11 protein-coding genes are annotated in these 12,412 nt (G+C 59.1%); 4 read left to right on the forward strand and 7 right to left on the reverse strand.

Annotation, left to right across the window (positions count from 1 at the left end; translation table 11 throughout):
* Positions 1–3 precede the first annotated feature (3 nt).
* Complete coding sequence (locus AC1RKH_RS12215; RefSeq protein ID WP_493064491.1) at positions 4–1,794, reverse strand: ATP-binding protein; 1,791 nt, start codon at positions 1,792–1,794, stop codon at positions 4–6.
* Positions 1,795–1,804: 10 nt separating this feature from the next.
* Positions 1,805–3,151, reverse strand: coding sequence for a sigma-54-dependent response regulator transcription factor AlgB (gene algB / locus AC1RKH_RS12220; protein ID WP_493064490.1), 1,347 nt, complete (start codon positions 3,149–3,151; stop codon positions 1,805–1,807).
* Between the two features lie 443 nt (positions 3,152–3,594).
* Between algB and AC1RKH_RS12225 the strand changes: the two genes are divergently transcribed.
* The 4 genes from AC1RKH_RS12225 to AC1RKH_RS12240 all read left to right on the forward strand — a co-directional run bounded on the left by AC1RKH_RS12225 (position 3,595) and on the right by AC1RKH_RS12240 (position 7,541).
* Complete coding sequence (locus AC1RKH_RS12225; RefSeq protein ID WP_493064489.1) at positions 3,595–3,882, forward strand: hypothetical protein; 288 nt, start codon at positions 3,595–3,597, stop codon at positions 3,880–3,882.
* Between the two features lie 73 nt (positions 3,883–3,955).
* Positions 3,956–4,120, forward strand: coding sequence for a DUF1328 domain-containing protein (locus AC1RKH_RS12230; protein ID WP_007989444.1), 165 nt, complete (start codon positions 3,956–3,958; stop codon positions 4,118–4,120).
* A gap of 595 nt (positions 4,121–4,715) precedes the next feature.
* A complete protein-coding gene (gene gltP / locus AC1RKH_RS12235; RefSeq protein WP_493064488.1) occupies positions 4,716–6,047 on the forward strand; it encodes a glutamate/aspartate:proton symporter GltP in 1,332 nt (443 codons plus the stop codon).
* Between the two features lie 264 nt (positions 6,048–6,311).
* The gene (locus AC1RKH_RS12240) at positions 6,312–7,541 is read left to right on the forward strand and encodes a nucleoside recognition domain-containing protein (protein ID WP_493064487.1); all 1,230 of its coding nucleotides are present in this window, start codon (positions 6,312–6,314) and stop codon (positions 7,539–7,541) included.
* Positions 7,542–7,648: 107 nt separating this feature from the next.
* Here AC1RKH_RS12240 and AC1RKH_RS12245 read toward each other — a convergent pair whose 3' ends face one another.
* From AC1RKH_RS12245 to AC1RKH_RS12265, 5 genes are read right to left on the reverse strand one after another with little or no spacing between them, the layout of a single operon-like run.
* The gene (locus AC1RKH_RS12245) at positions 7,649–8,287 is read right to left on the reverse strand and encodes an ABC-type transport auxiliary lipoprotein family protein (RefSeq protein WP_493064486.1); all 639 of its coding nucleotides are present in this window, start codon (positions 8,285–8,287) and stop codon (positions 7,649–7,651) included.
* Positions 8,284–9,222: an MlaD family protein gene (locus AC1RKH_RS12250; protein ID WP_493064485.1), complete on the reverse strand. Its 939-nt coding sequence runs from the start codon at positions 9,220–9,222 to the stop codon at positions 8,284–8,286. The genes AC1RKH_RS12245 and AC1RKH_RS12250 overlap by 4 nt, the downstream gene beginning before the upstream one ends.
* 1 nt (position 9,223) lies before the next feature.
* Positions 9,224–10,027 (reverse strand): ABC transporter ATP-binding protein, encoded by an 804-nt coding sequence (locus AC1RKH_RS12255; RefSeq protein WP_493064484.1) that lies wholly within the window; start codon positions 10,025–10,027, stop codon positions 9,224–9,226.
* A complete protein-coding gene (locus tag AC1RKH_RS12260) occupies positions 10,024–11,172 on the reverse strand; it encodes an ABC transporter permease (RefSeq protein WP_493064483.1) in 1,149 nt (382 codons plus the stop codon). Before AC1RKH_RS12260 ends, AC1RKH_RS12255 begins: the two co-directional genes overlap by 4 nt.
* A 54-nt stretch (positions 11,173–11,226) precedes the next feature.
* The gene (locus AC1RKH_RS12265; protein WP_493064482.1) at positions 11,227–12,270 is read right to left on the reverse strand and encodes a DUF5924 family protein; all 1,044 of its coding nucleotides are present in this window, start codon (positions 12,268–12,270) and stop codon (positions 11,227–11,229) included.
* Positions 12,271–12,412 lie beyond the last annotated feature (142 nt).

The following is a 12,412-nucleotide window of genomic DNA, read 5'->3' on the forward strand; positions in this document are numbered from 1 at the left end:
TCCTTACAGTGGCAGTGCCATGTAAAACTGAGTGCCCTGCCCCGGTCGGGAATACACCCCCATGCGGCCACCGTGCAGCTGCACAATCTCTTTGCACAGTGCCAGACCCAGCCCGGCTCCGCCCTTCTTGCGCCCGACCTGAACGAAGGGCTCGAAAATCCTCCCCTGCTGGCCGTAAGCGATGCCTTCGCCATTGTCCTCGACGCTGACGATCACCCGTTCACCATGTCGGCGAGCCTGCAAGCGTATCTGCCCGTTGTGGTTGGTGTGGCGCAGAGCGTTGTCGATCAGGTTGTCCAGTACTCGGTCGAGTTGAGCCTGATCGACATGCAATCGCGGCAGCGGTGCTTGCACTTCCACCAGCAATTCGATGCTTTGCTCATTGGCTCGTTCGGCGAAACGCCCTTGTGCCTGTTCTAAAAGGTCATCGATATTGCATGGCGCCAGGGTGAGCTTTTGCAGGCCATTCTGATAACGGGAGAAGTTCAGCAGGTCGTTGATCAACTGCATCAAGCGCTGCATTTCTTCATTCACCGTGTTCAACAGATCGGCTTCGCGAGAGTCCTCGGCAAAGTGCGCGCGCTCCCGGAACAGGCCGAACGCCATGTGCATGCCGGTGACCGGCGTACGCAGCTCATGGGAGGCGCGCAACACGAACTCACTGCGTACCCGTTCAAAGGCCCGCTGTTCGGTGACATCGTGCAGCACCATGACGGCGCCAAGGATATGTCCCTGGGTGTGAATGACCGGCGTCAGGCTGTAGGTCAACAGCCGCGACTCGCCATCGACTTCGATGCTCAGGTCTTCAGGCGCACGCTCCAGCGTTCCACCGCGCAGTACCAGTTGCAGTTGTTCATCGAGCTCCGGCCGTTGGAGCGCGGTGCCCAGGCCTTGGCCGAGGCGGCCTTCGCCCCAGCCCAACTGACGTTGCGCCACCGGATTAAGGTGCTCCAGTTGACCCTGACGATCAATCATCAGCAAACCGTCGTCGATGCTGTCGAGCACGGCTTGCAAGCGCTGCTGACCGGCGAGTAGTTCATCGACATTGGTTGCCTGATGCTCACGCAAGGCTTCGGCCATGATCCCGAAGCGCCGGGTGAGCTGGGTCAGCTCCACCGCCGGGGAGATCGGCAGGGTGACATCGAAGTTACCCTGGCCGATGTTATCCGCGGCCTTGGCCAGTGCCTCGATCGGCTCACCGAAGCGCCGGGCGATGCCGTGAGCGGTGATGAAGCCGATGGTCAGTACTGCCAACCCGACCAATCCGAGCAAACCGGCAATCAGCAGCGCATGTTCGCGGGCATTGCGCTGGGTATCGTTGATGTTGTCCAGTGCCTGTTTATGTTCGGCGATCAGGCCGTTGCGCAGCACGTTGAACTTTTCGGTGAGGTCCCGATTGCCGACGAGCTTGCCGGACGGTTCCTGCGTGAGGCTGAAGGCTTTGAGAAAGGACAGGTAGTCCGTGCGAGCCTGCTCGAAGCCGTGATGCTCGCCATTGAAACTGCTTTCGTGCTCGATGCCTTGATCCAGCAGCTCGAAGTAGCGCCGTTCAGAGGTTTCCAGTGCCTCAAGGTCGGGCTTTATGCTGAGCATGTTGATCAACTGATCGTCCAGGGTCTGGCGCAGCTTGAGTTCCAGGTCCAGGGTGATGAAGTTGTCGCGGATCAGCGCTTCCTGGTTACTGGCTATCTGCATCACGCTGACCAGTCCGAGTACCAGGCCGAGCAGTGCCACGGTGATCAGTGCCGAGATACTCAGGAACAGCCGTGTGCGCAACTTCATCGCCAGCTTCATAAGGTGCTGCTCACAGGTTGTACTGTTTGCGTTTGCGGTACAGCGTCGAGGCGTCGATACCCAGGGTCTTGGCCGCTTGATCGAGGGTGGCGGCGCTGGCCAGTACCGCGCCGATATGGGCTTTCTCCAATTCATCCAGGCTTAGCGCCGCACCGATTCTCGGGGCGTTGCTGGTGGTTTGCTCGGCCATGCCCAAATGGCTGATCTCGACCCGCTCCTGTGGGCAAATGATGCTCGCGCGTTCGACCACGTTACGCAGTTCGCGGATATTGCCTGGCCAGCGATAGCCGAGCAGCGCCTCGCGTGCTTCGTTGCTGAAGACACGAGCCGGCCTCGAGTACTCCTTGACGAAACGTGCCAGGAAGCGGTCGGCCAGGGCCAGGATGTCCTCGGCGCGTTCGCGTAGTGGCGGCAGGTGCAAGGTGATGACGTTCAGCCGGTAGAGCAGGTCTTCGCGGAAACGACCGTCGCGAGCCATGTCTTCAAGATTGAGGTTGGTGGCGGCGAGGATTCGCACATCGGCGCGACGGGTCACCGGGTCGCCGACCCGCTCGTATTCCTTATCCTGAATGAAGCGCAGCAGTTTGGGTTGCAAGGTCAGCGGGAAATCGCCGATCTCATCGAGAAACAGCGTTCCGCCATCGGCCTGATTGACCCGGCCGAGGGTGCTTTCGCTGGCGCCGGTGAAGGCCCCGCGGCTGTGGCCAAAGAGTTCGCTTTCCATCAACTCGGCAGTCAATGACGGGCAGTTAATGGTGACGCAAGATTTTTTGGCGCGTTTACTCCAGCCATGAATGGCCCGGGCCAGTTCGCCTTTACCGGTACCGGACTCGCCGAGAATCAGAATGTTGGCGTCGGTGCTGGCGACCTGGCGGGCGGTTTCCAGAACGACTTTCATCGCCGGGCTGTGGGAGTCCAGGCCATCGTTGGGTTTGCGGACTTCACCTTCGAGGGCTTCCAGGCGTGCCGAGAGTTGGCGGACTTCCAGTTGTTTGGCAGTGGCCAGGCGCAACTGGTCGGGGCTGCAAGGTTTGACCAGATAATCGGCGGCGCCGGCCTGGATCGCATCGACGGCGGTGTCCACGGCCGAGTGCGCGGTGATGATCACCACGCGCATCCAGGGTGCTTGCACGCGCATTTGCGCCAGGACGTCGAGACCGTTGTCTTCGCCCAGACGCAGGTCGAGGAAGCACAAGTCGAAGACCTGTCGTTGCAACAAGACGTCGGCCTGGGCTGCGCTGTTGGCGGTGGCGACGGTATAGCCTTCGTCTTCCAGGCAGTAGCGAAAGGTGCGCAGGATGGCGGATTCATCATCTACCAGCAGAATGCGGCCTTGATGCTCGTTGGCTGATTCCATTTTTCCTACGCTCCTTAAATGAATGCTCTTAATTTAGTCTCGGAAAAATCGGGCAAGTTGCATGGTTGATTCTGGGCGCTTCGCGGCAGAACAGGGTAGTTATCTGCTCAATATGTGTATAACTGTTTGATTTATATCAATTTTTATAATTTAACGACGTGCCCGGCAATCTCCTGCCTCTTTTTCTGACATCCGTGTCCCTTCATACATTCCAAAAATTTTCGACTTTCTGAAAATCGGTCGTGCATTACGCACGACCCTTCCCGGGGCATCGTGCAGGATGCGTCCGAATAAATTTCTTTAATTAGAGTAACTATTTGATTTTATTTAACTTTATTTCATTGAAGGAGCTGGCATGCAGGCTGCAATGGTCTGGTTAAGCCGGGGCATTCAAGAAGGAACGCCCCCTAACCAATAGCCACCAGTGTGGGAGGAGTTTCAGGATGAATCGCCAACGTGCCGCCCAATTGCGTATCTCAGCACTGTCTATCCAGCAAGGGTTGTTTGCCGTTTTTGCCTTGTTGATCACCTTGATCGGCGGCCAGCAGTTCTTGCGCTGGGAACAAAGCCAGCAGCCAGAGGCAGCGATTGCGCCGACTCATCACTTGACCCAAACCCATTTCAGCGCCGTCAGCAGCCGGTCTGCTGATGCCGCCCCAATCAGAATGATGAGTGTGGACCAGGCAGAACCCGGGTCCGGGACGCTGCATCAGGAACGTTGGGTGTTCTAGGTAACAGGCTTGGCGCGATGTTCATGTGCCGGGAATAGCTGCACCTCAATATAGACGCGTAAGGAGAATCATCATGCTGAGCTGGGCAATCACATTCCTGATTATTGCCATTGTCGCTGCCGTACTGGGCTTCGGTGGTATCGCGGGCACCGCCACGGGTATCGCCAAGATTCTCTTTGTCGTGTTCCTGGTGATGTTTGTTGCTTCGTTCTTCTTTGGTCGCCGCGGTCGAGGCTGATCATGGGCGGCTCGTTGAAGACACTGGCCGCCGCAGATTTGCCAGTCGCGTGCGACGTGACAAGTCTGCGGCGCGCTTACGCTTATATGCGCAAAGCATCGTCCTAGAGCAGCCAAACGATTTTTATCGCTGCGGCCTGCCGGCAAAAAACCTTCGACGTTCTTCACAAAGCATGTCGTGGTGTTTCCGGGTGACCGTATATCGAGAAATTTAGCGCTAATCCCTGCTCACTTTTCACCGTAGCTAGTAGGATTTTTCTCTAGTTTTTGTCCCTATTCTGCTGCTCAAAAAACCACCAATCTCCTCTGCGATGGCCGGTTCACGGCACTTATGCCTGCCGAAATGTCGTATTCGAACCGGCTGGGACTGCCGTTTTATTTGAAAAAGTTCATGCCGATTCGGCATAGGGTAGGCGTTTACGGCATTAGACGTCGCTCCCGTGCATCGGAATAGTTGCGCCTTTTTTATCTGCCAGAGAGCCGTAATTACGCGCTCCGGGCGACCTTATCCGGGGGCAGATGCACAGACTTTTCCGCCATTGAGCGTTCCAGTTTGTGCATCTTCCCGAGTCCATTTATAAGAAAAGGGTAATGATATGAAGAAGGCAAAGCTGAGCCTCGCCTGGCAGATCCTCATCGGTCTGGTGCTGGGGATTGCAATTGGGGCGCTGCTCAACCACTTCAGTGCGGAAAAAGCCTGGTGGATCAGCAACGTTCTGCAACCGGCAGGCGATATCTTTATCCGTCTGATCAAAATGATCGTGATCCCGATCGTGATCTCCTCGCTGGTTGTCGGCATTGCCGGTGTGGGGGATGCGAAGAAGCTCGGGCGCATTGGTCTCAAGACCATCGTTTACTTCGAAATCGTTACCACCATCGCCATCCTGGTGGGTCTGGTGCTGGCCAACGTGTTCCACCCGGGCTCCGGCATCGACATGAGCACCCTGGGCACTGTGGATATCTCCAAGTACCAGGCGACCGCTGCCGAGGTTCAGCATGAACACGCGTTCATCGAAACCATCCTCAACCTGATTCCATCGAACATCTTTGCCGCCATGGCGCGTGGCGAGATGCTGCCGATCATCTTCTTCTCGGTGTTGTTCGGTCTCGGTCTGTCGAGCCTGCAATCGGACCTGCGCGAGCCGCTGGTGAAGATGTTCCAGGGCGTCTCGGAAAGCATGTTCAAGGTCACTCACATGATCATGAACTACGCCCCGATCGGCGTGTTCGCACTGATCGCAGTGACCGTTGCCAACTTCGGTTTCGCGTCCCTGCTGCCGCTGGCCAAACTGGTGATCCTGGTTTACGTCGCCATTCTGTTCTTTGCCTTCGTGGTGCTGGGCCTGATCGCTCGCCTGTTCGGCTTCTCGGTGATCAAGCTGATGCGCATCTTCAAGGATGAGCTGGTGCTGGCCTACTCCACCGCGAGCTCCGAAACCGTGTTGCCGCGCGTGATCGAGAAGATGGAAGCCTACGGCGCGCCGAAAGCCATTTGCAGCTTCGTGGTGCCAACCGGTTACTCGTTCAACCTCGATGGTTCGACCCTGTACCAGAGCATCGCGGCAATCTTCATTGCCCAGCTGTACGGTATCGATCTGTCAATCAGCCAGCAGTTGCTGCTGGTACTGACCCTGATGGTCACCTCCAAAGGTATCGCCGGCGTGCCGGGCGTGTCCTTCGTGGTTCTGCTGGCGACTCTGGGCAGCGTGGGCATTCCATTGGAAGGCCTGGCGTTCATCGCCGGTGTCGACCGCATCATGGACATGGCCCGCACCGCACTGAACGTGATCGGCAACGCCCTGGCCGTACTGGTTGTCTCCCGTTGGGAAGGCATGTACGACGACGCCAAGGGCCAGCGCTACTGGAACTCTCTGCCGCACTGGCGCAGCAAAGAGAAGCTGCCGGCGGGTGAAACCTCCAGCAACTAATGGCGAACCTGTGGGAGCGGGCTTTTGTGGGAGCGAGCTTGCTCCGGGCGGCGATCCGACGATGACTGAGTAACAGCCAACATTTATGTCGACTGATACGCCGCTATCGCGAGCAAGCTCGCTCCCACAGTGAATTCAGGTCAGTCCATAGAGCTGGGTTCAACAAGCCCCCAGCCGTACCAAACAAACCCCGGAGAAATCCGGGGTTTGTCGTTTCTCCCCACCCCGCTATCATTCGCGACATCTTCTGGGGGGATTTGACTGATGCTCAATGGCCTGTGGCTTGGCTTTTTCATCGTGGCGGCCGTTTCGGCACTCGCGCAGTGGCTGATCGGCGGCAATGCCGGGATCTTCGCGACGATGGTGGAAAGCATCTTCGCCATGGCCAAGCTGTCGGTCGACGTGATGATGTTGCTGTTCGGCACCCTGACCCTGTGGCTGGGCTTTCTGCGAATCGCTGAAAAGGCCGGGATCGTCGACTGGCTGGCCAAGGCGCTCGGCCCGTTGTTTTTGCGCTTGATGCCGGAAGTGCCGCCGGGCCATCCTGCCATCGGTCTGATCACCCTCAACTTTGCTGCCAACACGCTGGGTCTCGACAATGCCGCTACGCCGATTGGCCTCAAGGCTATGCGTGCGTTGCAGGAGCTCAACCCCAGCACAACGGTCGCGAGCAATGCACAAATCCTGTTCCTGGTGCTTAACGCGTCGTCCCTGACTCTGCTGCCCGTGACTATCTTCATGTACCGCGCCCAGCAAGGTGCTGCCGACCCGACGCTGGTGTTCCTGCCGATTTTGCTGGCGACCAGTTGTTCAACCGTAGTCGGCCTGCTGTCGGTGTCGTTCATGCAGCGTCTGCGGCTGTGGGACCCGGTGGTGCTGGCCTATCTGATTCCGGGTGCGCTGGTACTGGGTGGATTCATGGCCCTGTTGACGGCGCTCTCAGCCACTGCGCTGGCGAGCCTGTCATCGATCCTCGGCAACCTGACGATGTTCGGGATGATCATGCTGTTTCTAGTGATTGGCGCGCTGCGTAAGGTCAAGGTTTACGAAGCGTTCGTCGAAGGCGCCAAAGAAGGCTTTGACGTCGCCAAGAACCTGCTGCCGTATCTGGTAGCGATGCTCTGTGCGGTCGGTGTATTGCGGGCGTCCGGGGCGCTGGACTTCGGTCTGGACGGGATTCGTCATCTGGTGCAGTGGGCCGGATGGGACACGCGTTTCGTTGACGCCCTGCCGACCGCGATGGTCAAACCTTTCTCCGGCAGCGCTGCGCGAGCGATGTTGATTGAAACCATGAAGACTCAGGGTGTCGACAGCTTTCCGGCGTTGGTGGCGGCGACCATCCAGGGCAGTACCGAAACCACTTTCTATGTGCTGGCGGTGTACTTCGGGGCGGTGAGTATTCAACGTGCGCGTCACGCCGTAGGTTGCGCACTGCTGGCGGAACTCGCCGGGGTGCTGGGGGCGATTGGGGTTTGCTACTGGTTCTTTGGCTGAGCCAGAAAAACCTGTGGGAGCGAGCCTGCTCGCGATAGCGGTGGGTCAGTCAGCATTGTTTTTACTGTCATGCCCTCATCGCGAGCAGGCTCGCTCCCACATGGACCTCAGGGCTTCACGGTTGCGCTTTTCTGCCCCTGCTCTACCGTCCACGCAATCACCTGCGCCGTGAGCGTATCACTCGCCTGACCGAAACCGGCCACCACCGCGGGCACCTTCACATCGCTTAATGGCTGGCGCACTTCGAAGCGTCGGCTGGCGAGGATCCGCTGGTCATTGCCACGCACCAGCAGCGCATCCAGGCTAATGACCACTTGCGCGGCGTTGCCTTGGTATTCCGTCTGGAACGCCTGCAGATTCCCGCCCAGCTCCAGGTCCGTCTGCAAGTTGCTGTCGTCGGTGCTCAGCAGATGCACGCGACCGTCCTGTGCAAAACCGGCGAGCAGCCGATTGCGCAGCAGGATCGGCGTCGGGTCGCTCCAGCGCGAAGCCTTGTAGCTGCTGATCAGATCGCCTTGAGGGATCACCGCAATTTTGGCGCTATTGAGCACGTCACTCGCCTGGGGTTTGGCCAGACGCAGCGACCAAGGCACAGGATTGGCACGCGTCGACGACGCAGCACTCGGCACGGACGGCAGGCGATAAACATCCAGCGGGTCAGCCTTGGGTAATATCGAGCAGGCACCGGTCAGCGCGAAACTCGCCAACAGCGAGCAATGGGCGAAGGTGCGGTAGACAGGCTTCATGGTGTGAACTCCTTATCCTTGTCGCCACCCAGCAAGTAACCGCTGGGGTTGGAATCCAGGCGACGAGAGATGGCGCGTAACGAACTCAGGGTGTCGCGCAACTCACGTATGGCCGGGGCCAGGCCGTTGAGCCCCTGCATGCCGTTATTCAGCGCATCCTGATTGTCTGTCAGCAAGCTGTTGATGGTCGCGCTGCTCTGCTCCAGCGACTTCATGGCTTGCTCGGCACTGCCGAACATCTGTTTGCCTTGATCGTTGAGCATGCCGTTGGCGTTACGCATCAACGCAGAAGTCTGCTCCAGGGTGGCGCTCGCCTGTTTGCCAACCGACGCCAGCTGTTGCATCGCCTGGCGCAGATCCCCGCGCTGTTCGGCAACGCTTGCGGTGGTTTGCTGCAGATTCTCAAGGGTGCCGCTCAACCGATCGACGTTTTCCGGCGACAACATCTGGTTGGCGTTATGCAGCAACAGGTTGACGCTGCTCATCAGGTCATCGCTGTTGTTCAGCAACCGCGAGATGGGTGATGGCGAAGCGACGATCTCCGGCAGATTGCCATTCTTGCCTTCCAGCTCCGGGCTTTGCGGGGTGCCGCCGCTGAGCTGAATGATCGAGGTGCCGGTGATACCGGTCAGCGCCAGTTTCGCCTGGGTGTCTTCCTTGATCGGCGTATCGCCGCCCAATCGAATGCGTGCCAGTACCCGGCGCGGGTCTTTGGGGTCGAGGCGCAAACTCACCACGTCGCCGACCTTGATCCCGCTGTACTGCACCGCGCTGCCTTTGGACAGGCCGCTGACCGCCTCATTGAAAACCACCTCGTAGTCCTTGAAGGCGGTGTCGACGCTGGACTTGGCCAGCCACAGACCGAACAGTAAAGCACCGGCCACCACCAATACGGTGAACAGGCCGATCAATACATGGTGGGCTCGGGTTTCCATGTCATACCTCGTTGAGCTGTGAAGCGGCTGAAAGCGCCGCGCGGCCGCGTGGGCCATGGAAGTATTCGTGAATCCATGCGTCGTCGGTTTCCGACACGGTGTCGATGGCGTCGGCCACCAGCACTTTTTTCTGCGCCAGCACCGCCACCCGATCAGTGATGGTGTACAGCGTGTCGAGGTCGTGGGTAACCAGGAAAACGCTCAATCCCAATGCATCGCGCAGCGTCAGGATCAGTTGATCGAACGCCGCGGCGCCGATTGGATCAAGGCCGGCGGTCGGCTCATCGAGGAACAGAATGTCCGGGTCCAGCGCCAGGGCGCGGGCCAGCGCCGCGCGTTTGATCATGCCGCCGGACAGCGACGCCGGGTACTTGTCGGCAGCCGACAGCGGCAGACCGGCCAGGGCCAGTTTCACCGCCGCCAGATGTTCGGCGTCCGCACGGCTCAGACCGGCGTGTTCAATCAATGGCAGGGCGACGTTTTCGGTCACGGTCAGCGAAGAGAACAGCGCGCCTTTCTGAAACAGGACGCCGAAGCGTCGCTCCACCATCGAGCGCTCATGCTCCGACAGGCTCGGCAGGTTCTTGCCAAATACCTTCACCACGCCTTCACTGGGCCGGCGCAGGCCGACAATGCTGCGCAGCAACACCGACTTGCCGCTGCCGGAACCGCCGACCACGGCGAGAATCTCGCCCTTGTACAAATCCAGGTCGAGGTTTTCATGCACGCTCTGGCGGCCGAAGCGATTGCACAGCCCACGAACTTCGATCACCGCCTCGGAGGGCGCACGGGGTAAACGACTCACCAGCCCATCTCCATAAAGAACAACGCGGCGACCGCATCGAGCACGATCACCACGAAAATCGACTGCACCACGCTGGACGTGGTGTGGGCGCCAACGGATTCAGCGCTGCCACTGACCTTGAAGCCTTCTAGACAGCCAATGGAGGCGATCAAAAAAGCGAAGATTGGTGCTTTGACCATGCCGACCAGAAAATGTTGAACGCCGATGTCCGATTGCAGCAAAGAGAGGAACATCGCCGGCGAGATGCCTAGCGATATTGCGCAGACCACCCCGCCTCCGACAATCCCCGAGAGCATCGCCAGAAACGTCAACATCGGCAGCGCCACCAGCAATGCCAACACCCGTGGCACCACCAGCAGCTCCATCGGGTCGAGGCCCAAGGTACGGATCGCGTCGATTTCTTCGTTGGCCTTCATCGAGCCGATTTGCGCGGTGAAGGCACTGGCGGTGCGCCCAGCCATCAGGATTGCGGTCAGCAGCACACCAAATTCGCGCAGGAAGGAAAACGCCACCAGGTCCACGGTAAAAATGCTCGCGCCAAAACTGGCAAGCACCGTGGCACCGAGGAAGGCCACCACCGCGCCCACCATGAAAGTCAGCAAGGCGACGATGGGGGCGGCGTCGAGGCCGGTTTGTTCGATGTGCGCGACCATTGGCGTGATCCGCCAGCGCTTGGGGCGAAACAGGCTGCGAGCGATGGTTTCAAGAATCAGCCCGACAAACCCCAACAGTTGCAGGGTGTCCTGCCAGATCGCATCAACCGCGCGCCCGATGCGCGTCAGCAGTTGAATGCCGACACTGATTTCGGGTTCTTTGACGGGGACGCAGAAGTCGGTCAGCGAGCAATAGACCGTTTGCAGCAGCGCGCGGTCGGCTGCGGACAGGCTGCAATCGGGGTGTTCGGCGGACTTGCCGAGGCGCTCGGCACCGAGCAGCTCGACCAACAGCGAGGCACCGGCGGTGTCGAGTGCGCCGAGACCATTGAGGTTGATGGGTGTGCGGTCGTCGTACTGGCCTTTGAGAGAGTCGCTCAGGCGCTTGAGGTCGGCGTAGTGGGCGAGCGTCCAGTCCCCCGTGACCCGCAATTGTGCTGGGGTGTTCGAAGTATCGAGTTGGGCACTGCCGGCCATCATGCTGCTGGTCATAATCTCCGAGCTTGTTTGGCTGATCCGCAGTGCTACGTAATAGCACGATCCCGGTTATTTTGCCTCGCTCGGCGTATTACCGTTTTGACCTGAGTCGGTCACATCAAAACGCAGGACACCAATCACCTGGCCGTCTTCAGTCAGCACCCGCACCTGCCAGTCGCCGACCGGGTTGGCGGGGAAGTTCTGTTTATGGGTCCAGGCCCGGTAGCCTTCCTTGCGTCCGCCATGGATATCCAGAGCGATGCGGTCGACTTCTGTGCCGTTGAATTGCCAGACGTGATAAATCCGCTCGTCCAGCCCGCGCGGTGCGTTAATCGCGGTGTAGGCGTACAGACCGTCGCGGCGCAGCTCGGCGGCGCTGACTTTTCTTAGGCTGTCGCCGGGCGTACGGTCCTGCAGTTGCGTGCTGATCGCCACTTCGGTCATCCACAGGGTGGCCGGTGGTACCCAGGAGCGCAGCAACCAGCCGGCGCAGCCGATGGCGAGGGTGATGCCGAGTACGCTCAGACCGCCGCGGATCGTGCGAATCGGAAAGATCGACGCCAGGCTCGGAAAGGACAGCAGCATGGCGGTGCCCAGTGCCAATTTGAAGCTCTGCGCGGTGGTCAGGTTCAGGATGATCGGCAATGCGGTCAGCAGTGCAGCGAACAGGGTCAGGGTGTGCATTGCCAGAAACAGCCAACGGCGCGGTGCCAGCCATTTGTAATACAGCGGGTCGGTGATCGAAATCAGCGCCACCGCCCCAAGCAGTCCGGTGAACACCAGTTGCCCACTGTTCCAGGTGGTGGTGATGAAAAAGAATGGCAGGACGAAAAACAGACTTTCCTGATGGATCATCTGCGTCGCGTAGCGCAGCAGCGGCTGTGGGATTTCGCGCTTGAAAACTTTGGCGAACAGCTCTGTCAGGCTGTTTTCCAGCATCAGCCAGACCCAGCTGATCAGCATGATGATCGCAATCCAGGTCGCCAGACTTTGTTGGCGGTCGACCAGAATGAAACTGCCGACCCCCGAGATGAAACCACCGAGCGCAATGACCCCAGGATAGCGCTTCATCAGTTCGAGGATGCGCTGTACGTAAAGGGTCAGGATAGGCATTCGGCGGTTCGCAATGGTCGTGGGGAAAAACCCCGACAGGATACCGCTGGCACTCTGATGTTGCGAGAAAGCATCAGGCGATATGCAATCCCGTAGCAGCCGAACGCAGGCTGCGCCAGCTGCTACGGAGATTGTGGTGTTT

It is taken from the genome of Pseudomonas sp. GW822-FHT06B12 (assembly GCF_058799675.1).

Excerpts from the sequence above, each read along its gene's own strand:
- AC1RKH_RS12265 (WP_493064482.1), bottom strand. The coding sequence starts at position 12,270 with ATGCCTATCCTGACCCTTTACGTACAGCGCATCCTCGAACTGATGAAG.
- AC1RKH_RS12215 (WP_493064491.1), bottom strand. The coding sequence starts at position 1,794 with ATGAAGCTGGCGATGAAGTTGCGCACACGGCTGTTCCTGAGTATCTCG.
- AC1RKH_RS12245 (WP_493064486.1), bottom strand. The coding sequence starts at position 8,287 with ATGAAGCCTGTCTACCGCACCTTCGCCCATTGCTCGCTGTTGGCGAGT.
- AC1RKH_RS12230 (WP_007989444.1), top strand. The coding sequence starts at position 3,956 with ATGCTGAGCTGGGCAATCACATTCCTGATTATTGCCATTGTCGCTGCC.
- AC1RKH_RS12250 (WP_493064485.1), bottom strand. The coding sequence starts at position 9,222 with ATGGAAACCCGAGCCCACCATGTATTGATCGGCCTGTTCACCGTATTG.
- AC1RKH_RS12260 (WP_493064483.1), bottom strand. The coding sequence starts at position 11,172 with ATGACCAGCAGCATGATGGCCGGCAGTGCCCAACTCGATACTTCGAAC.
- AC1RKH_RS12225 (WP_493064489.1), top strand. The coding sequence starts at position 3,595 with ATGAATCGCCAACGTGCCGCCCAATTGCGTATCTCAGCACTGTCTATC.
- gltP (WP_493064488.1), top strand. The coding sequence starts at position 4,716 with ATGAAGAAGGCAAAGCTGAGCCTCGCCTGGCAGATCCTCATCGGTCTG.
- algB (WP_493064490.1), bottom strand. The coding sequence starts at position 3,151 with ATGGAATCAGCCAACGAGCATCAAGGCCGCATTCTGCTGGTAGATGAT.
- AC1RKH_RS12240 (WP_493064487.1), top strand. The coding sequence starts at position 6,312 with ATGCTCAATGGCCTGTGGCTTGGCTTTTTCATCGTGGCGGCCGTTTCG.